Annotated in this window: 17 protein-coding genes and 2 pseudogenes; 13 read left to right on the top strand and 6 right to left on the bottom strand. The window is 68.8% G+C overall.

All coding sequences use genetic code 11. The features are described 5' to 3' along the window. Together ACF09J_RS32895 and ACF09J_RS32890 are read right to left on the bottom strand one after the other, a co-directional pair. Positions 1–845 (bottom strand): MFS transporter (locus ACF09J_RS32895; protein ID WP_392309122.1); only part of this gene is annotated, 845 nt, incomplete at its 3' end. 482 nt (positions 846–1,327) lie between these two features. Further along, positions 1,328–2,245, bottom strand: a complete 918-nt coding sequence (locus ACF09J_RS32890; protein ID WP_392309121.1) for a cellulose-binding protein — start codon at positions 2,243–2,245, stop codon at positions 1,328–1,330. 316 nt (positions 2,246–2,561) lie between these two features. Between ACF09J_RS32890 and ACF09J_RS32885 the strand changes: the two genes are divergently transcribed. The 6 genes and pseudogenes from ACF09J_RS32885 (at position 2,562) to ACF09J_RS32860 (ending at position 8,351) form a co-directional block, all read left to right on the top strand. After that, the gene (locus tag ACF09J_RS32885) at positions 2,562–3,101 is read left to right on the top strand and encodes a winged helix-turn-helix domain-containing protein (RefSeq protein WP_392309120.1); all 540 of its coding nucleotides are present in this window, start codon (positions 2,562–2,564) and stop codon (positions 3,099–3,101) included. Then, a pseudogene (locus ACF09J_RS32880) lies at positions 3,098–3,205 on the top strand (IS630 family transposase); the annotation flags it as partial. The gene ACF09J_RS32885 and the pseudogene ACF09J_RS32880, both read left to right, overlap by 4 nt. A gap of 322 nt (positions 3,206–3,527) precedes the next feature. Further along, positions 3,528–4,739: an AAA family ATPase gene (locus ACF09J_RS32875; RefSeq protein WP_392309119.1), complete on the top strand. Its 1,212-nt coding sequence runs from the start codon at positions 3,528–3,530 to the stop codon at positions 4,737–4,739. Positions 4,740–4,892: 153 nt separating this feature from the next. Then, positions 4,893–6,488: a Mu transposase C-terminal domain-containing protein gene (locus ACF09J_RS32870; RefSeq protein WP_392309127.1), complete on the top strand. Its 1,596-nt coding sequence runs from the start codon at positions 4,893–4,895 to the stop codon at positions 6,486–6,488. Next, the gene (locus ACF09J_RS32865) at positions 6,485–7,228 is read left to right on the top strand and encodes an AAA family ATPase (RefSeq protein WP_392309118.1); all 744 of its coding nucleotides are present in this window, start codon (positions 6,485–6,487) and stop codon (positions 7,226–7,228) included. Before ACF09J_RS32870 ends, ACF09J_RS32865 begins: the two co-directional genes overlap by 4 nt. 25 nt (positions 7,229–7,253) lie before the next feature. Continuing rightward, positions 7,254–8,351 (top strand): hypothetical protein, encoded by a 1,098-nt coding sequence (locus ACF09J_RS32860; RefSeq protein ID WP_392309117.1) that lies wholly within the window; start codon positions 7,254–7,256, stop codon positions 8,349–8,351. A 19-nt stretch (positions 8,352–8,370) separates the two neighbouring features. Here the strand turns inward: ACF09J_RS32860 and tpg (ACF09J_RS32855) are convergent, their stop codons facing one another. Continuing rightward, complete coding sequence (gene tpg, locus ACF09J_RS32855) at positions 8,371–8,925, bottom strand: telomere-protecting terminal protein Tpg (protein ID WP_392309116.1); 555 nt, start codon at positions 8,923–8,925, stop codon at positions 8,371–8,373. A 272-nt stretch (positions 8,926–9,197) separates the two neighbouring features. Between tpg (ACF09J_RS32855) and ACF09J_RS32850 the strand changes: the two genes are divergently transcribed. From ACF09J_RS32850 to ACF09J_RS32835, 4 genes are all read left to right on the top strand, one after another. After that, a complete protein-coding gene (locus ACF09J_RS32850; protein ID WP_392309115.1) occupies positions 9,198–9,554 on the top strand; it encodes a hypothetical protein in 357 nt (118 codons plus the stop codon). A gap of 145 nt (positions 9,555–9,699) precedes the next feature. After that, positions 9,700–11,919 carry a telomere-associated protein Tap gene (gene tap, locus ACF09J_RS32845; RefSeq protein WP_392309114.1) on the top strand — a complete coding sequence of 740 codons (2,220 nt, stop codon included), beginning with the start codon at positions 9,700–9,702 and terminating at the stop codon, positions 11,917–11,919. Positions 11,920–11,929: 10 nt separating this feature from the next. Continuing rightward, complete coding sequence (gene tpg, locus ACF09J_RS32840) at positions 11,930–12,487, top strand: telomere-protecting terminal protein Tpg (RefSeq protein WP_358738335.1); 558 nt, start codon at positions 11,930–11,932, stop codon at positions 12,485–12,487. A 257-nt stretch (positions 12,488–12,744) separates the two neighbouring features. After that, on the top strand, positions 12,745–13,065 hold the full coding sequence (locus ACF09J_RS32835; protein WP_392309113.1) for a hypothetical protein: 321 nt from the start codon (positions 12,745–12,747) through the stop codon (positions 13,063–13,065). A 352-nt stretch (positions 13,066–13,417) separates the two neighbouring features. Here the strand turns inward: ACF09J_RS32835 and ACF09J_RS32830 are convergent, their stop codons facing one another. Beyond that, the gene (locus ACF09J_RS32830) at positions 13,418–14,479 is read right to left on the bottom strand and encodes a hypothetical protein (RefSeq protein ID WP_392309112.1); all 1,062 of its coding nucleotides are present in this window, start codon (positions 14,477–14,479) and stop codon (positions 13,418–13,420) included. 474 nt (positions 14,480–14,953) lie between these two features. Between ACF09J_RS32830 and ACF09J_RS32825 the strand changes: the two genes are divergently transcribed. The 3 genes from ACF09J_RS32825 to ACF09J_RS32815 all read left to right on the top strand — a co-directional run bounded on the left by ACF09J_RS32825 (position 14,954) and on the right by ACF09J_RS32815 (position 17,128). Continuing rightward, on the top strand, positions 14,954–15,364 hold the full coding sequence (locus tag ACF09J_RS32825) for a PPOX class F420-dependent oxidoreductase (RefSeq protein WP_392309111.1): 411 nt from the start codon (positions 14,954–14,956) through the stop codon (positions 15,362–15,364). Positions 15,365–15,722: 358 nt separating this feature from the next. Continuing rightward, on the top strand, positions 15,723–15,944 hold the full coding sequence (locus tag ACF09J_RS32820; protein WP_392309110.1) for a hypothetical protein: 222 nt from the start codon (positions 15,723–15,725) through the stop codon (positions 15,942–15,944). 38 nt (positions 15,945–15,982) lie between these two features. After that, positions 15,983–17,128, top strand: a complete 1,146-nt coding sequence (locus tag ACF09J_RS32815; protein WP_392309109.1) for a hypothetical protein — start codon at positions 15,983–15,985, stop codon at positions 17,126–17,128. A 40-nt stretch (positions 17,129–17,168) separates the two neighbouring features. Here ACF09J_RS32815 and ACF09J_RS32810 read toward each other — a convergent pair whose 3' ends face one another. After that, positions 17,169–17,486: a hypothetical protein gene (locus tag ACF09J_RS32810; RefSeq protein WP_392309108.1), complete on the bottom strand. Its 318-nt coding sequence runs from the start codon at positions 17,484–17,486 to the stop codon at positions 17,169–17,171. A 158-nt stretch (positions 17,487–17,644) separates the two neighbouring features. Beyond that, positions 17,645–19,576, bottom strand: a pseudogene (locus tag ACF09J_RS32805) (Helicase associated domain protein); the annotation flags it as partial. Between the last annotated feature and the right edge of the window lie 107 nt (positions 19,577–19,683).

Raw genomic sequence — 19,683 nt, 5'->3', positions numbered from 1 at the left:
GCGGCCGCGGCGATGGACCAGAGCGCGCCGGCGGCGGCCGCGGAGTGGCCGAATCGGTCCTCCACGAGGATGGGGCTGGCCGATTGCAGCAGCCCGAGCGTGAGGTTGGAGCAGGCCAGGCCGACCACCAGCCGGCGCAGGGACGGCAGCAAGCGCAGGGTCTGCCATCCCTGCCGCAGGCCGCCGCCCGGCGCCGGTTCGCCGTGGCGCGCGGCGCGCAGGGGCGTGGACGGGGTCTGCAGGGCGAGCAGGGCGGACAGGAAGGACAGCACGCTCAGGCACGCCAGCATGCGAGTCGGCCCGGTGAGCAGCAGGGCGCCGCCCAGGGCCGGACCGATGAGGGTGGCCGTCTGGTCGATGCCGATCAGCACCGACTGCACTTTGTGGGGCTGCCCGTCGGTGCGGCGGCTGACGATGGCGCCGACCGCTTCGTTGGCGATGAAGCTGAACTGTGTCAACGCCCCGGTCACGGCGGCAAGGGCCATGACGGTGACGGTCTCGGCCGTGCCCGGCTGCAGGACGACCAGCGCGGCACCTCCACCGGCGACCAGCAGGGCGCGGGCCAGCGAGGCGATGAAGCACACGATCGCCGCGCCGCTGCGGTCAACCAGGGTGCCGGCGAAGCCGAACGCGGCCACCCGGGGTATCCACTCCAGTGCGAAGGCCAGGCCGGTCAGGGAGGCGGAGCCGGTGGTGGCCAGCACGAGGAGCGGCATGCCGTAGGTCGCCATGGAGTACGCGAGGGCGTCGCAGGCGCGTGGAGCGTAGACCCGGCGGAACAGGCTGCCGGCGGGGAGGGCAGCATGCCGGCCGGCCGGCTGGACCTCATGTAAGGAGATGGTCACGAAGTGGGGGTCCTTCGTTGAGCGGGGGAGGAGACGGCCAAGGCGTTGCCCGCCGCTCACGCGGAGGAGAACGCCACAGTCGGACAAGCCATAGGCAGGACATAACGCTGCGCGTGAACTCCGCTCGCAACGCCGCGAGGTGAACAGAGGGGGCGGGCCCGCCAGGGGGGATGAGCGGGCCCGCCACTGTCTTGGTGCCGCCCGGGTACCTCTCCCGTAGTGCAGGCGGCGACTATCCGGGCCCCACGTCCAGCCGTGGAAGTGGGTGCGCCGTCTGCATGGCTGCGGCTACGTCGGCACCCCGAGATCCGCCCGAGCATCCTGTACGTACCGCGCTCATGGAACACCGCTCGCCGCAGTTCCACCACCGAGCCGGAATGATCGTCCGCTTCACTGCCTGGGAGCAGATCACCGGCGTGACAAAGCGAGCCGTCTGAGCGAACTCCTTCGGCTCCGGCGAACCCTCGTGTCTCGATACGGAGTCAAGGTGCAGTGGATGTTGTTTCGTCATCGAATGCAAGGGCTGAAGTTGCTGTGCTGCCTGTAAGGGTGGCGAGCATGGCGCGGATATTGGTCAGTTGTGCGCTGATGCTCTCGCGGCGGATGGCCAAAGCAGCGAGTTCTCGTTCCAACTCGCTACGCGTTCGGTCGGCCTTGTTGTTCGCCTCGGTGAGGATGTCGTCGGCCTGGTGTTGCGCTGTTTGCTTGGTCTCGCTGGCGCGGCGCTCGGCGTCCCTCCGTAGCTTCTCGGCTTCCAGGCGCATGTGTTCGGCGCGGCGCTCGATTTCTGCGAGTCGTGCTTCGATTTTCGCCTGACGTGAGGCCAGATCGCGTTCGGCTTGGTCGCGTCGCTTGGCAAGACCTGCTTCGAAATCCGCTGCGGCCCGGGCGGCGCGGGTGCGGGTGTCTTCGAAGAAAGCGTCTGCTTCCTCCCGGACGGCTGCCGCGTGTTTGTTTGCCTCAGTGCGCAGTTCGGCGGCCTGCGCCTGGGCGTTCTCGACTATTTGCATGGACTGTCGGTCGTTTTCGGCTTTAAGATCTGCCGCGAACGTGTCGGCGTCCGCCCGCAGACGGTCGGCCGCTGCCGCGGCCCCCGCATACTCGTGTTCGGCGGCCTCGCGGGCCGCGCGGCCCAGCTCCTCGGCTTCTTCCTCAGCGAGACGAATGATCTTTTCGATGCGTGGGCCTAGGACCGCATACGAGGGTTCAGCGTCGCTGCCCTGCGCTTGGGGGTACTCCGTCTCTGCCAGCAGCTCTTGGATACGTTGTTCCAGTGCGGTTATGCGAGAGAGGGCCTTGTTGCGGTCACCGACAAGCTCGTTGACCCGGCTGTCGACTTGATCGCGGTCGTAGCCGCGACGCACGAGGTCAAAGAGCGAAGGGGGGAAGGTTTCAGTCATGGAGTTCCTGTGGAGAATGAGAGGGGAAACTCGGCTGCAGCGCGACTCGCCAGCAACTCGCTGAGTTGAGTCACTGGATGATCCTTTTTATCAGAAAGATTCGCTGAGTAATCACTCAGCCTCAGTTTGTTATGTAACCTTTCAGTCACTGCAGGGACATAAGCATCTTCTCGCGTGCGAAGCCGGCTGCCTTGAACCGCCGTTCCGAGCGACGGCGGGCCCGGTCGTCGCAATCGGCCATCAACAACTACTGAGGTTGAACTCGTGGTGTCGTAGGGGCTGACGGCTGGCCGTTGGCTGCGGTATCACCGGAGGCATGCGGTATCCACAAGGGGGCGGGCTGACCTCCGAACGCCAGCAGTTCCGCGAGGAGTTACGGCTCCAGGCGGCCGAGCGGTTCACCCGGGGCGAGGCGAGCTCGGTGATCGCCAAAGACCTGCGCGTCAGCGTCCGCTCGGTGCAGCGATGGCGACAGGCGTGGGACGAGGGCGGTCCACGTGCTCTGCGGTCACAGGGGCCGGTGTCGCTGCCGAGGCTGAGCGAGAAGCAGTTCACGCAACTGGAGGCGGAGCTGGCCAAGGGGCCGGCCGCGCACGGCTGGGAGGACCAACGCTGGACTCTGAGCCGTGTGAAGACAGTGATCGGCCGGCGCTTCCACCTGACCTACACGATCCAGGGTGTGCGCAAGCTCCTGGTGCGTAACGGCTGGTCCTGCCAGGTCCCGGCCCGACGCGCCATGGAGCGGAACGACGATGCTGTCGCCGGGTGGGTCAAGGAGGTGTGGCCCTGCGCGGAAGGCTCGCGGTGGCCCGTGGCGCCTGGCTCGTCTTCGAGGACGAAGCGGGCTTCTCCATGACGCCGCCGCAGGCGAAAACCTGGTCCCAGCGTGGCCGGACCCCGGTGGTGCGGGTCCGCGGACGTTCCCGCAGACGGATCTCCATCGCAGCGCTGACCTGCTACTGCGATGTGCCGGTTTGGTGTCAGTGGGTGGGTGTCAGTGACGGCATGTCAGGTCGGGATGTTCTCGCTGGTCGGGCGTTGAGCATGAGCGAGGTCACTGCCGTGGGGCGGTTTCTGTAGCGGGTACGGCTGTCATGGAGCGGTACACCCCACTCCGCTCCACTGTCTTGAGAACGGCACTTTTGATCCTTCGGTGGCTGTGCGGCGGCACGGTGGTCGGTGTCGGTTTGCGCGGGCGGAAGGGTGCGGGGTGGGGGAGCCGGGCGCGTGGGATGAGGTGACGGCGAGGCTGAGAGTGTCCAGGCCGGTGTTGGTTGAACGGTTGCTTGAGCTGGATGCGGCCGGGGCGTTGACGACGGCCCATGTGCGTGCGGGCGCCCAGGTCGGCGGGGTGAGTGTGCGGACGGTGTGGCGCTGGCTGGATGCGGCGCGGACGGAGGGCCGTGTGGAGCGCAGGCCGCGGGCCCGGCTGGAGTTGTCCGACCAGGCGTGGGAGGTGCTGGCGCAGGCGGGCGGGAACGTGGCGGTGCTGCATCGGCATTTGACAGAGGCCGGGGGCGAGGTGCCCTCTCTGGCGTCGTTGCACCGGGTGGTGCGCCGGGACCTTCAGGCCGGCAGGGTCCTGCCGGACCGCGCGGTGGTGTGGCGGGAGCGGGAGGAGCAGCGGACGCGGCAGGCGCTGGCTGACCTCGCCCTTGCTGGGACGCGTGAGGGCGGCGCGGCGAAGGCGGCTGCGGCACGGTCACCGCGTCTCGGACCAGAGGCGACCGCGGGTTTGCCGGTGGGGGAGAGCGGTGCGCTGGCGGGTGTGGCGTTGCCGGCGGGCGCGCAGTTGGTGCGGACGTCGTCGGTGCGGGCGGTGGCCGAGGCGGTCGGTCAGGCGATGGCGACGGAGGGCGCGGTGTGTGTGTTCGGCGACCCGGGCCGGGGCAAGACAGCGGCCGTGCGGATGGCGCTCAGTGAGGTGCCCTCCGGCTGGAAGGTGACGTGGGTGCCGGTGCCGGTTCGCCCGTCGGTGGTCGGCATGCGGCGGGCGGTGTTCGACGCTCTGGCGCTGCCGGGCCGTTTCCCGCACACGTCGGCGCTGGCCGACGCCGCGGTCGCGGATGCTCTGGGGGAGGCCCGGGTGCTGGTCGTCGATGAGGCGCAGCGCCTGCCCGTGCCGTGCCTGGAGTATCTGCAGAGCCTGTGGGACCACCCCGGCACGCGGATCACGCTGGTGCTGTGCGGGGCGGGCAGCGAGCGGGCGCTGTCCCGGCTGCCGCAGCTGGCATCACGGGTCGGTGCGTGGCAGGAGGTTCCGCGCCTGGCGGCAGCGGAAGTGGCGACCGTGGTGACCGGCTTCCATCCGCTGTGGCGCACCGTCTCGGCGTCGGATCTGACGTGGATCGACCGGTCGTGCGGGCACGGCACGTTCCGTACGTGGGCCGCTTTGACTGCGCACCTGCAGAACGCGCTGCTCACCGCTGCTGACACGTCCGTCGACCGGGACCTGCTGCGGCGACTGTTCCAGCGAGTCGCGCCGCCGCTGTGAACGCAGCGGCGTTGCTGCACGGGGCGGTTTCCCGGTACCCGGCACGCACACGACGTCCCACTGCGCGAGGGGGCTGACATGGAGGACGGTGACACTGTCCGCGCACGCGGTGGGCTGCCTGCGGCGTCGCGGACAGTACTGCGCGGTCCGGCGGTGCGGCGGCTGCTCGCACTGCGGGCGGGAAAAGAGCTGACAGCTGGTCATGTGAGGGTTGCTGCGGACGCACTGGCGGTGTCGGAGCGCACAGTATGGCGATGGGTGGCCGCTGCTGAGAATGATGAGGCCGCAGCCGGCGACCCTGGCGCCCGTACCCGGGCCGGTGCGAGGTTCACGATCACACCTGAAGTCCGGGGGCTGTTGGCGCTATGGAAGGGGAACGTGCGGGCAGTCCATCGCGAGCTGGTTCTCCGCGCGGCCCGGCAGTCTCCTCCTGCGGACGCACCGTCGCTGACGACGCTGCACCGGGCGATCCGTCGTGATCTGACGCCGGGGGAGCGGGCCGGGCTTGCGGGTGGGGAGCGTGCGGCGCGCAAGCACGATGTGTTCCTGGCCCGGTCGCGCGGTTGGCGCAATCAGGTGTGGGAGACGGACCACATGCAGGCGCCGGTGCTGGTCGATGTCGACGGCAAGGCCCGCAGGCCGTGGATCACGTGGTTCACCGATTGCGCGACGAACGCGATCACCGGGGTGGCCATTACGCCGGGGGATCCGTCGCGGGAGTCGGTGCTGGCCGCGCTGCGCTCCGCGGTCCTGCGTAAGGAGCCCTACGGTCCGTTCGGTGGTCTGCCAGAGAAGGTGCGTGTCGACCGTGGCAAGGACTTCCTGTCCCGAACGGTGACCGCCGCGTTCGATCTCCTCGACGTGACGGTGGAGGACCTGCCCGCCTACACCCCTCACCTCAAGGGCACCGTGGAGGGGCTGAACCGGGCGGTGGAGAGCATGTTCCTGGCCGCGCTGCCCGGCTATGCCCGCCAGCCGCGCCCCGGCAAACGGACTTCCCGCCCGAAGGACGAAGTGCTGCTCGGCTTCGAGGACTTCACCGCCCGGCTGCTGGATTGGACGCTGTGGTGGAACACCGAGCACCGCCCGGCGCCCTTGCGGGGCAAGACCCCGCTTCAGGCGTGGCAGGACGATCCCACCCCGCTGCGGGACTTGCCCGCGACGGATCTGTGGACGTTCACCCTGGAGGACGCCGGTACCCGCACGCTGACCACCCGCGGAGTCCGCTTCAGGAGACGCGATTACGTGGGGCCTTGGATGACCGGCCAGGCCGGGATCCAGGTCCGCGTCCGGTTCATGCCCCATCACGACCACCGGATCGAGGTCTACCACGCGGCCACCGGCCGCTACCTGGGTCCTGCGGATCTGGCCGACCAGGCCACCGAGGAACAGGTCAGCGCCGTACGAAGAGCGCGGGCCGCTCGCTCCCGCCGTCTGAAGAAGGACCTGGAGGCTTCCCAGCGCGAGCGCTACGCCACCGTGAACCAGCCTGAGGCGCCCCGGCGGCTTGGCGCGCTGACCACCGCGCAGGCCGACGCCGAGCTCGCTCAGAGCGCCGACACCGACCTCGCGCAGCTCGCGCTGCCGGACCTCATCCCGCCCGCCGCACCCCCGGCCGACTGGCGCACCCCGCCCTCCCTCGCCACCCGGACCACGCCCGGCCGGCCTGCTCCCGTCCCGTCTGAACCTGCCTCCGACGGCCCACTCGAACCCAATGCACAGACTGCTGAAGACGGAGACGCCTCGTGACCGCGGCCACCTACCAGTACGTTGACCTGCCCGATGCGTCCGTGGTCACCACCCGCGCTCTGCTCACTGCCCGCGAGAACATCGCCGACACCGTCGCCGCCCGCGCCATGATGTGCATCCACGGCGGCGCTGGCTTCGGCAAGACGCTCGCCGTCAACATCTGTCTGCGCGGACTCGAACCGCACGAGGACGTCCGCAAGATCACTTTCCGTGCCCGTCCCACCGCCCGTGCGGTGCGCTACGAGCTGTTCACCGCGCTCGACTTGGCCGGTGAACCGCCGCGCCATCCAAGTGAATTCGACCGCCTGCTGAAGACCGCCCTGGCTGAACGCCCCCGCATCTTTCTCGTGGATGAGGCCCAGTGGCTCAACGGGGAGGCGTTCGAGTACTTCCGCTATCTGTGGGACGAACCGGCCACCCAGCTGGCGATCATCTTCGTCGGCGGGGAGGGCTGCCACACCGTGCTGCGCCGCGAGCCGATGCTGTCCTCCCGCATCTTCATCTGGCAGCACTTCACCCGCCTCACCCCCAGCGAGGTCCTGGAGGCCATCCCGCTGTTTCATCCGGTCTGGGCCGACGCCGACCCCGACGACATCACGTTTGCCGACCAGCACGCCGCGCATGGCAACTTCCGTGCCTGGGCGCAGTTGACCGCGCACACTCGCACCGCCCTAGCCCGCACCGGGCGCCCCCGTGTGGATCAGGAGCTGCTGCGCTGGGCCTTCAGCCGCCTCGCCTGACCACCACGTCGCCATGCCGCTCGCCGTGCCATCGTCCGTAGCCGTGGTCCTCGACCCGGGCGATGACGCGGTTCACACGCACAGCGCGCTGGCCGCCCACCATCCGCCGTCCGGCCGGATCACCCTGCACCCCGGCCCGGGCACCACCAGCGAAACCGGCCTCGCCCACGACCTTCTGGCCGCCTTGGGTAAACCACCCCTGCTCCCGGGCCGTTTCCTCGCAGGCCGTCAGCCGGCCTGGGAAGCCGCCACCGCCTGGATCAACGCCCTGCCCGTGAACCGGCTGACCGTCCTGCGCGCCCACCGCCTCACCGCCCGCCGCACGATGCGCCTCCTGGAACTGCGCGCCCTGACCGGCATCCACCTGACCCTGGTCTGCCACCGCCCTCACCTGCCCGCCGCCCTGCAACAGGCCTTGCAGACGGCCGATTACGTCGTCACCGGCGACCTCCGGGCCGCCCGCCGCCACTACTACGGCACACATGCCGCCGAACCCCCGCCTGCGGACGAGCCCGCCCAGCCGACAGATCAGTGGCTCACTCTGCCCGCGCTGGACCGCCTCGTCTCCTACGACAGCCCCGCCCCCTGTACCGCTCCGTGCGTACCGCCGCCGATCACCTTCCGGCACCGCCCGCCACCGACACCCCTCACCGAGCCGGCGGTCCAGGAAGTCGCCCGACGCCTCTCCACCGTGACCGCCCACCCCCGCTTGGCCGCCGCCCTCGCTACCGCGCTCTTTACCGGCGCGTCCTTCCAGCAGCTCGCCACCGCCCGCCCCGGCGACTACGACGCCGCCGCGGCCACCCTGGCCCTACACGACCGCGCCCGCTACACCGACGGCTGCGCCTCGCACCGGGTGCCGCCGTGGGCATGCGTCTTCCTGAAGGCCGCCGTGTCCTTCGCCCGGCTCGCGCCTGGCCAGGACCAGCATCTGCTGGCCGGTCCCCACGACCGCACCCACCTGCTGCGCATGGCGGAGGCGGCCAGGCTCCGCCCGCCGCAGCCGCCTGTCGGTCAGCGCACCGGCCCTGTCGGCCGCATCCAGTGGTACTGGCGCGAACGAAAGGAAGCACAGTGCTACGACACGATGCTGACACGGCACCAGATCCCGCCCTCGCTCTGAGCTCGAACCCGCGTGCACGTCAGTCGATGGAGAAATCGGCGAACTCCACGTCGGTGAAGGCGATCCCGAGCCCATGGGCACGCAAGCCTCCGTCCCGGAAGTAGGCATGCCCCAAAGCACGGGCGAGGATCACCATCTGCTGCTGCTCACCCCCGCCGGCGTCCCGGGCGGCGAACAGCTCGCGGGCCACTTCTCCCGACAGGTACTGGGTGATCAGCCGTACCCGCGGATCGTCCGATGAGCCTGCCGGAGCGGCGAAACCGAACCGCGCCCTGGTGTGGAAGACAAACCCGTCGGCCTCGGCCCGGGCCCGTCGGCGGGCGCGCACCAGGGGCTGCCACCGTGCCCTGACGGCCTCATCGATCAACCCCGCATGCACAGCACTTGGACGGCGACGCATTCCCGGCCGGGTCGTGACCCACCTCTGTACCGTGCGCTGGGAGATCCCCAGGAGGACAGCCACGTTCTTCGTGGAGCCCTTCTCTGCCCTGAGCAGGAAACGCACAGCGGCGTCACCAGTAGGCACCGGACGGCTCAGCAGCGCTCGCTCAAGCCCTTTGACGATCTCCCCCATGTCCGCCCCCGAGCCGTTCTGCCGCCGCACAGCGGCCGTCTGCTCCCTCAGGTCTTTCACACTCGCCCGTTGTCTTTGGCCAGTTCCGGCGTACGCGAGACATCCCTGCGGGTCCTCGGCTACTGACCGTGCTGTCCTATCTCGAGCCTGAGCTCGTCTCACTGAACCTGATCGCCGCTCCGTAGGGTTCGCGCGGCACCCGACCGGTCGAGCAGCGTCCATCTTTAAGGAAACCTAGCTAAGTTCTACTAGGTTTCTATAGTCTTCTCCTCATGAACTCCTACAGCGAGGACCTCGCCAGCGTCGAGCGTGAACTCCGTGAAGCCGAACTCGAGCGTGACCGACTCGGCGCTCACATCGAGGGGCTCAAAGCCAAGCGGGACGCCTTCAAGAAGCTGAGTGCAGCGGTATCCGAGCCGGGGCTGGCGGTCCAAGACCTCACCAAAGCGGATGCCATCGTCAAGATCCTCAGGGCGTCGCCTCAGCCCATGTCTCTCGGTGATATTGCGGATGCTTTGACCGCAGCGGGCAAGCAAGCCAACCGCAACGGCGTCTCCGTCTACATAGACGGTCTGCTTAAGGCTGGCCGCGTCGTCCGTGTTGCCCGGAACCAGTACCGCGATGCCTGACAACTTCACTGGGGTGCGCCCATAGTTCGGTGAGATGGGGCACCAGCGACAGCCCGGGCGACGCGATCGTTTCTTACGCAGTCCGTACGCGTTTGGTACGCGAAATGTGCGCTTCACGCTAGGGTTGCGGGACTGGAGGTGCTGCATGTCCGAGCTGTTCGACGCGGTCGATGCGCTCATTGCGTCCCGCTCCCCGTTGCCGCCCCCGGCGGAGCGCAAGCGGCTGCGCCAGGCGCACGGGCTGACGCTGGACGAGGTGGCCGCCGCACTGCAGGTGCGGCGTGCGACGGTCAGCGGCTGGGAGGCCGGCAAGACCGAGCCGCGGCCGCCGGAGCGCGACGCCTATGCCCGCATGCTCAAGCAGCTCGCCCGGCTCTACCCCGCCAACGCTCCGGTGCGCTCTGAGGACACGGCGGTCCCCGAGACGCCTGACGTTGTGGCCGTTTCTGCGCCATCGGTCGCTAAACCGGCCCAAGCCCGCACCGGACCCGCAGCCCCGATCCAGGAGCTGGCTTCCGAGGACACCGCGCTGCGCCCTGCCGCTGTGCCGCATCCGGGGGCCACGACCAGGCCGATGTCGCGTCGGTCGCCCGCGCGGAACGCCGCCCCCGTTGGCAGCCCAGCCGGTGCCACCGATGCACGGTTCGAGAACGGTCCGCTCGCGGTCGTCGACGTCGAGGACGGTCAGGTGCTGGCGTACTGCGTCGGCGGCCTGGTACGTGACGTACCAGCGAAGTCGATTGCGGCCCTGGTGGAGTGGACGCTGAGCGAGGGGCGGCTCGGCCAGCCGAAGCTGTCCGGGCCGGGCAAGGACGCCGACCCGCTGATCGTGCTGACCGGGTCCGCGTGCGAGTACTACGGCCTGCCCGTCACGCTCACACAACAGGAGCGCCTGGCCGGGCGGCTGCCGGAGGGCCACAAGGTCGTCAAGCAGCTTGCGCGCGCCGACTGGCAGCTGACGAAGCGCGGGTTCGGGCCGTGGGCGAGGATCTACCGCCCCGCGCAGGGCTCGGAGCGATCCTGCGTGCAGTTGTGCATCCCGTCGTGGGACGCGCTCGATGCCCGGCACTGGGCCGATGCGGGGCAGCTGCCGCCGGCTGACCTGGCCCGGCTGCTGGGCACGTATGCGGCCCGCGTGATGACGCCGCGCGGGTCGACCGCCGTGACCGGTCTGGAGCTGATGACTGCTCTGCACCCGCCGACCCGTGCCTCCGAACCGGACGCGACGGGCAAGCGGCACTCCGAGCACAACCCCGGCTCGCTGGGCAAGGATCCGGTGGACTGCGCGCCGTGCGAGGCACCTGACGGGCACCCGGTCCTGGCGGACCTGCCGCGCTTCCACCACCGCACCCCGGCCGAGGTTCTGGTGGAGGAGGCGTACGACTGGGCGCGCCCGCTCACCGACGCCGAATGCCTGCGCCCCAACCTGGTGGGCATCGATGTGAACATGGCCTTTGCCGCCGGTGCGAACGGCCTCACGGTCGGCCTGGGCGCGCCGACGCACGTCAAGAACCCCGTCTTCGATCCGAAACTGCCCGGCTCCTGGCTGGTCGACCTCAGCCACGTCGACCTCTCCCGCGTGAAGGTCGCCAAGGACAAGTGGGCGGAGCTGGCCGTCGAGCTGCTGCCGAGCCCGTTCACCCCGAAGGGCGAGCGCCCGACAGGCCCGGCCTGGTACGCGACGCCGACCGTCGCGTACGCGGTGGAGCTCGGCTACAACGTGACGCCGATTGAGGCGTACGTCCGCCGCGACAACGGCCGCTACTTGGACGGCTGGTACAACCGGCTGCGCGATGCCTACCTCGCCACGATGGCCGACCTCGGCGTGCACGCCGATCTGCCGCCGGAAGAGTTCCTGAAGGCGATGGAGGGCTCCCGGCAGCGGGACCCCCAGCTGGCGATCGTGGTGTCCGCGATCAAGGCGACAGTGAAGGGCGGCATCGGCAAGCTGCGCGAGCGCCCGCGCGGGGAGGGCTGGAAGCCCGGGCAGCCGTGGCGGGCCCTCGCCCGGCCCACCTGGCGCCCGGACATCCGCGCCGCCGTCATCTCCCGGACCCGGATCAACATGCACCGAAAGATCGTCAAGCACGCCGCCTTCACCGGGCAGTACCCGGTGTCCATCCTCTCGGACTGCGCCGTCTACGCCTCCGACGGGCCCTCCCCGCTGGACTTCCTGCCCTACCGGGACGGCAAGCCGCTGCCCGGCGGCTTCAAGCTCGGCATCAACCCGGGCCTGGTCAAACACGAGGGCACCCAGAGCGTGCTGTGGGGCGAGGGCATCCGCGAGCAGTTCAACGCCCCGGAACTCAACCTCGCCCGGTACATCAAGGACGGCACCGTCACCGACCAGGACACCGGGGAGTAGGTAGAGCGCGATGAGCCTGTTCGGCAACGGCCTGGACGCCGCGGTGCACAAGGCGTTCACCCGCCCAGCGCCCAAGAGCGCGCCCGCGCAGATGCGCTACCTGGTCAAGCAGATGAAGGGCACCAAGGCGGTCGCCCAGATGCTGCGGATCTCGCAGCGCACGGTCGAGAGGTACGTGAAGAACCAGATCAAGAAGCCCCGCCCGGACCTCGCAGCCCGCCTGGAGCGGGAGGTGAAGAAGCGGTGGCAGCCGCAGATCCGGGCCCAGGCGCGGCAAAAGGCGGCGACCACCGGCGGCATCGTCATCGACACCCGCGCCCGCATCGGCTACACCGCACCAATTGGCACGACGGACGAGGACCGCATCCGGCACCTGACCGTCGCGTTGCCGCCCCGCTACGCCGCCCGCCTTTTCGATGCCCAGGAGCAGGGCGCCAGCGATCAGCAGCTCCAGCGGATCGCCGCCGAAGCACTCAAGGAGATGTACTTCCAGGACAACGGCCGCCGCGCCGGCCAGCTGGAGGAAGTCCGCTTCACGGACATCGAGCACCTCGAGTTCGACCTGTAGCAGCCACGCCCCCGAACAGCCTGCGAGCCCGGACCGATGAGCCGAAGCACGATAGTTGTCATAGAGGCGGGCTCGTTGTCACCGGGTTTTGTTCCGGTGGCGGCAGGCCCGCGTCGACGGGTTTACGGGGCGAGGGGTAGCCCCGGTGAGTGAGGCGGGATCGTTTCCGCAACGGCCAGTCGGGTGACGGTCGCCCCGCGGGCGCGTCCGGGCGGACACACTGGCCGCTCGCAAGACGTCCCTGAGGGAGCGATTTCATGAAGAACCTCCGAAAGGCGCTGGCTGCGGCCGTTGCCGCCGCGGCCCTGTGCACCCTGTCCGCGACGCCCGCCCAGGCGGCGCGAGGATCTTTCGTCTACTACGTGGACGGGTGGTGGCAGGGATTCGAGCTCCCCGATCCCGAGGACGGTCGCTGCTACAACACGCAGGCTGAAGCAAACCGGCCGACCAATCACACCGACCGCCTTGCCGTTCTGTACCGGGGTGCGGACTGCCAGGACGGTGCGGTCGTGGCCTTTTTCGAGCCGGGTCAGAGCGGCGTCGATCACTTCGGTTCGGTGAAGTTCCTGGTCAGGTGAGACGGTGCGAGGTGCGCAAGGGTGCCCGGCCGGTGCGAGTCCGGGCCGGACACCCTTGGCTTCGACTAGCCTTCCGAACCCAGCGCTTGTAACGGCCATGCCCCCATAGGCCGCCATGAAGAGCCGCAGGCTCTCGATCTTCGCTTCTGGTGACAGAAGAACTGCTGAATGAGCGTGTGTGACAAGTCGGATGCCTCGCCTGTGACAACCAGACTGCTTCGGCCGATCCCATTCGCCAGTTCATCCGACCCCGCTGGTGACAACTCCTGAGCTTCGGCTCAACCGATCGGTCCGGGCTCGCAGACGTATCCACAGCAGGGGATCGGATGCTCATGCACGAGATGCCCACGTCCTACTCCGGAGGCGGCGTCACCAGCTTCGTAGCGCTGGGGTCGACGTCCGCTGCACAGGCCAGGGTCGGCAGGTCGCGGTCGAGCAGGCCGTTCATTTCGATGGCCGCCCGGCTGAGCAGGTGGGCGGCTTGGACGGACTGGCCGTCGGCGACGGCGGCGTAGAACCGGGCGGCGTAGGTGATGGCGTCGACATCGCCGATGCTGTCGGACATGCCGATGGCGAACGGCACGGTGTCGATCAGCTTCCCGGTCTGGGCTGCGGAGTGGCAGGAGTTGAGCAGGACCAGCAGCGGCTTGTCGTCCACGGCGGCGATGGCCCGGGCGAAGGCGCCGGCGCTGACGATGGCACCTTCGTGGAAGCCGTCCTCGCCTTTCTCGAATGCGATCAGGTCCTGCGTGCTGTGACCGGAGAAGTGCACGATGTGGGGACGGAACCGGGTCAGCGCGTCCAGGAAGACGTCCGCGGTAGCGGCCGGGTGGAGAGCCAGGTCGACAAGGTCCCGATGGGTGGCACTCTGCACGGCCGCGCGAATTCTCTGCTGTTCCTGGCCGACTCGCAGGTCACCGGCGGAGGCGGCTGCCAGCAGCAGCACCCGCAGTTTCTCCGGCTTCGGGGCCCGCAGTTCCTTCATCACCGTGCGCACCTGACCCTCCGTCGTCGACAGGCGGCTCTCGATCTTCTGCTGTTCAGCTGCGGCACGCCGCTCCGTCTTCTGCTGTTCACGCTGGCGAGCCTTCTCCGCGGCCGCCCGCTCAGTCTGTTCCGCCTTCGCCAGCTTGGCCGACAGGTCAGCTACCTCCTTGGAGAGCTTGCCGACCTTGGCGCTCCATGTGCTGGCGTCCTGGCCAGCTTTGTTGGCCTCGTTCTCGTACCGCTGGGCAGCACGCTGCTTGCTGTTGACGGTGACCTGGCTGCTCGCCTTGGCGGCTGCGGCTTTCTCCTTCGTGGCCTTCGCGCGCTTGTCGGCTTCCTTCTTGCGGAACTCGCCGACCTTCTTTTCCGCGTCAGCGCGAGCCTTGTTCTTTCTGTCCAACTGGCTCCGGTAGTAACTGGCGTTCATGGGCGTGCCTCTCTGCGGTTCCCGTCTCGCCAGGCTATGGCCACCCACTGACAACGCCCCTCGCCGCTTCCTGCAGCGTTCCTGCAGGTGTGGCGGCAAGGCGGGCAGTCCTGGGCGGGTCCGCTGACGATCGTGTGGTTCTGTTCACGAGTTCCGACAGCGCTTGTTCAGCAGTTCGGGAGGCACCCAAACTGCGCCGTGTTCGATGTTCACGAGAACCGACAGCACTCGGCTCACCGGCAGACGACCCTCCTGAGGTCCCGTCCCGCATCGACGCGTGGCCGCGGATCCGGCGTGCCGGTGAACGGGCGGGGGAGGCATTCGCGCCGGGCCAAGCGACCCGTAGTGGGAGGTGCGGCGGCAACGCGCCCGCGGGTACCCGAACCGCAAGGCGTAGCCCGGCGCCAGGGCATCACCTCTCAGTCGACCAAATCCAGGTGCGAGACGGGCCGGGCGGCAGATAGCTTCGCCCGAATGACAGCCATGCTGAACGATTCCGTCCGGGCGCTGCTCGATGCGCCGGTTCCCGCCGTCCTCGCCACTGTCAATCCGGACGGAAGCCCGCAGACGTCGGTGGTCTGGGTCGGCCGCGACGGAGATGACCTGCTCGTCTCCACCGCTGCCGGCCGCCGCAAGGAACGCAACCTGCGCCGCGACCCCCGCACCAGCCTGACCATCTACGATCCGGTCGACCCGTTGCGCTACGCCGAGATACGCGGCCTCGCCACAATCACCGAGGACACCGGCCGGTCTCTAGCGGTTGCCCTCGCCGAACAGTACGAAGGCTCCGGCGCCGGCCAGGAGTACCTCGCCCTCCCGGCAGAGGTTCTCCGTGTTGTCGTCCGTATCAGCCCGACCAAGGTGGTCGGCACCGCGACCGCCTGACCGATCATCACCGGACCGCCGTTGCGATAGCTGAGCCCTGATTTTCCACGGGAGACATCGGCGCTTCAGAGAAGCGCGAGGACACCGACAGCTTCGACCGCCCGGTGCAGGCCCGTCCGAGGGGACATCGGGCGTGGCCGTCGGTATCACCAGGCCGTACCGGGCAGCTCTGTGTGAGGCCCCGCGCGCCAGCTCAGTGCTGTCCAATCCCGTGGACATTTCGATTCAGCCAGAGCGCTGGCTGCCTCCCAAACTCATGGACAAGTGCTGTCCCTTCTGGTGATCAAAGCCAATCGTGGCGGACGGGTCACGTTCCTTGCCCCGAAGGCCATCTGAGCGCTGGTAGATACTGGCCGCCATGGCAGAAGGCTCCGATCCGCAGCAGGACGTCACCTACCGGGCGCCGGTCGGCTCCGTCGATCTCAAGGCGTACGACGAAGACGGCAACTCGTACGAGATCCGTGCGTGCCACGACTGTCTGCCGTGGTACGCGGAGGTCGTGGTCGTTGCCGGGGAAGTCCTCGTCAGGGAGTGGCATGCGGTGGGATGTCCGCAGTTCCAGGAACTCATCCGGGACTGAGACGGCAATTCATTGCCCAGGGTCGGGACACATCTCCTATGGGTGATGATGTTGTGGTGAGTCTGGACCTGAGCAATTACGAACTCCTCTGGCCCGCATCGCTGTTCATATCCGAGGGCGAGCGCGTGCTCCGGTCCGCGGGCTCCTGGCAGGACCGGGCTGTCTGGCTCATGACGGAGGCCCTGGCCGGCACAACCGCAGTCGCCGACTTCGAGGATCTGCCCAACCACACCGCGCCGACATCCGATCCCTGGGCGACCACCGCCACCGGCTGGGGCACCAAACGGGCCGTGATGGACCAGCACGACTGGTTCACCGAACTCATCCGCCGAACGCCCGAGCTCAGGCATGCGGCCGCGCCCCGGCCGTACTGGCCGCAGCGCCGCGGCAATGGACTCGCTCACGATGGCAGTACTGTGCGGGACACCCGACGGGACTTCGCGCGGCTCATCGGCGAGTTCGCCGACAACGGCTACCTGGTCGAAGTCTTCGGCGAGGAATGCATCGACGATCACAGCGAGCTGCCTGACCCCTCCGACGTGATCGACAGGCGACTTGGCATCCCTGATCTGTGGCCGCTGGCGCCGGAGGCGTGGGGCGAAGACACCTTCTACGGGCTGATCGAGGTGTTCCACGACCTGGTGAGCCGCCCCCGGACGCGGCGCTTCCACTCCTACAGCGGCTGCGGATGGCACCACTCGGAGTTTCACAACGGCCCGGCACGCGTCCTGTACCGGTGGAAAGTCAACCAGCTGTTGCGCGAGGCTGGCATCGATTACGAACTGGCCGCCGAGGGTGAGGACCTCGGGCGCCTGGTCGCCGTCACCGACGACGCCCGAAGCCAGCTGGTGCACCGCGCCCTCAACGACAGCCCACCCGACACCACCGCCGGTGTCCGCCACGCCATCGCCCTCTTCCGAGGGCGTGACACGTCAGCCGAGAGCAAGCGATCGGCCATCTTCAACCTCGCCCGCATCCTTGAGGAACGCCGTGCCCTGATCAAGCAGCACCTCGGGAAGGACGAAGGCGCGCTGTTCGAGATCGCCAACCGCTTCGACCTGCGCCACCGCCGGGCCGACCAGCGCGGCGAGTACGACGAAGCATTCCTCGACTGGATCTTCTGGTGGTACCTCGCCACGGTAGAGCTGACCAACCGGCTGATCGCGTCGCGGCGCCTCGCCTGAGCCGTGGCGCCGAACGTGCCTCCCCGATCGGGTGACTGTCTCAGTAGTCGTCCCGTTCGGAGGGCGGTCCGTACTGCTCGATGAGGCCGCAGGTGCAGGTGCCGCCCTCGTACGACTCCTTCTCGCACTCGTCATGGTGGTCCCGCTCCAGCAGCGGCTTCGCCGGAACGGGCCGCGAGCTGACTGCGGCGGGCCGGCCCGGGGCAGTCTGGTCGGCTGCGCGGAACTCGATGTCCACGACGGCCGAGGCGATCTCCTCCTTGCGCCACTGCTCGGGGGAGTTGTGGTTCACCAGGCCGCCCGCGTAGGCCATGCGCAGCAGTTCGGCCTTGGTGTGCTTGCGCATCAGCTCGTTCATGCGCGACATCCGCGCCCTGCCCGCGCTGCCTGAGCCTCGCCCTCCGTCACGGTGTCGCCCTGGTCGTCCTCCTCCTGCGCCTGCGCGTCCGACGGCGCGGGCCGGACGGAACCGTCGTCCACCGATGCCGGGCAGGACGGGGCCGGCACCGCCGCCTTCGCCCAGGGCACGCCCAAGGAGGCGAGGGCGGCCTGCTGTTCGGGGGTGAGCTTGTCCCGCCTCGCGCGAATGTTTGAGACCCATACGCCCAGTTTCACGACCACCGGCTCTGCCTCGCCGTCGACCGCGATCTCCTCAGCGTGGCCGCGTGGCACCGGCCGGTGGGCGCCTTCGCGTTCCACCCACTGTGCAAGTGCCGTCAGGCCCCGCTGGAACCCCTGCTGTGCCTTGCTCGGGCCCTTCGTTGAACGCGTTGCTGCCGGGGCGGGAGACGGCTCCTGAAGCGGCTGTACGCCCAGCTTGGTCAGCCGTTCCTGCTGCTCAGCGGACAACTGCGTCCAGGTGGCTGGCTGTTTCTGCTGCTGGAGCCACTTGCCGATGTCGTCGCCTTCGTAGAGGACGCCGGGTGCGATGTCGGGGAGTACCCCGCCGGGTTCGTCGGCGGCGAGGTGGGTGAGGATGCGGTGGTGGCGTTGCCAGTTGAGTGGCCATGGGCAGTTCCAGTCGGGGTCGATCTCGGTGAGCTGCGCTGCGTGTGCGGCGGCTCGCTTCGGGTCCTTTCCGAGGCCGTTCTTCGTGCCTTTGCGTCGGAGGTTGGCGATGTGCTGTCCGATGGGCATGGGGCCGCCGCCGGCCGGGTCGTCCCAGACGGCGTCTTGGCGGGGTGCGAGGTGTCCGGTGGCCCGGTGGTAGGAGCGGAGCGCGGCGAGCTTGGCTTCCCAGGCTTCCTCGCCGGGTTCCCAGAGCATCCCGGCTTCCGGCGCGTCCAGGAGGACCTTGCGTCGTTCCTCCAGCTCCCCGGCCCGCAGGGATTTCCGCTGCTGGTGCACCCACCTCCCCAGGGGAAACGCCTTGGTCGCTCCGACTTCGACCTCGACGTCGTAGGGCACGGTGTAGAGGCCGGTGATTTTGTTCTCCTTCCGCCAGCGGATGAGGGCTTGGTAGCCCTCGAGCCACACCAGCGACTCCGATCGGTAGACCCGGGTGCGCAGGAACGCGGCGATCGTTGCTGCGTCGCGGGGAGAGGAGAAGTGGAGCAGCGCCGCTTCGGCGGCGGCCTGCGTGTTGTCCTGCTCCTGGTCCTCGCCGTCGCTCTCGCCGCTGGCCCCGACGATCCGCCCGTCTGCGTCGCGCTGGAGGTGGATCTTGCGTTTGCCGCTGGTGAGGGCGCGGGAGGCGAGCTGCTCGACCAGGCGCTCGTCATGACTGCGCAGGCCCTGGAGGACGGCTACGAGGGGGCGGAAGCTGGCGGAGGCGATCATGTCGGTGGGGTCCTCGCCGGGTTCCAGGAAGACCGGGACGATGATCCTGGCGACCTTGGTGCTGCCGTCCTTGTTGAGCCGGAGTGCGCGGCCGATGTTCTGGACGATCTCGACCTGGGAGCCGCGGGTGTCGGCGAAGCAGATGGCCTCGACTCCGCGCTCGCCGGTGATGTCGACGCCTTCTCCGAGGACGCGAACGCTGGCGAGGAAGGCGCGGTGGACCCGGCGTCCGGCTGCGTCGATGCCGTTGGCGAACTGCCTGATGACCTCGCGCCGCTCGGTCACGAGGTGGTCGCCGCACAGCCATGCCGACCAGACGCGGTCCGGTGGGACGTGGCGGCCGGCCTCGAGTTCGTAGAACTCCGCGTCGATGGAGGACTTCGGCAGCTTGTCGGCGGCGGCCAGGTCGTCGTCGGTGGCGTCGTTGACGTACAGCTCGGCAGCGGTCTCCGGGAGCTTCTCCGCGAACGCGGCGGCCTCCTCGACCTTCTGGTGGAAGGTCATGACCGTACGGAGGTTGTACGCCGCCGCGTGCTCCAAAAGTGCGGTCTGCAACAGAGCCAGGCGCCGGCCCCGCTGCGCCTCCTCCGACTCCCCGACGACGGGGGAGGGGTCACGGATCTCCAGGACGTCGATCTCGAACCCGGCGAGGATCTCGCGCTCGATCGCTGTGAGGTCTCGCTGTTTCTGCGGTGGCTGCCTTCTGTTGGCCTGCGGTCCCGTAGGTTGATCGCGACGGATTCTGGACCCTGTGCGTAGCGGTTGACCTGCGATCC

This window comes from Streptomyces sp. NPDC014889, assembly GCF_043081205.1.
Taxonomy (GTDB): domain Bacteria; phylum Actinomycetota; class Actinomycetes; order Streptomycetales; family Streptomycetaceae; genus Streptomyces.
This window is presented reverse-complemented; position numbering and strand designations above follow the sequence as displayed.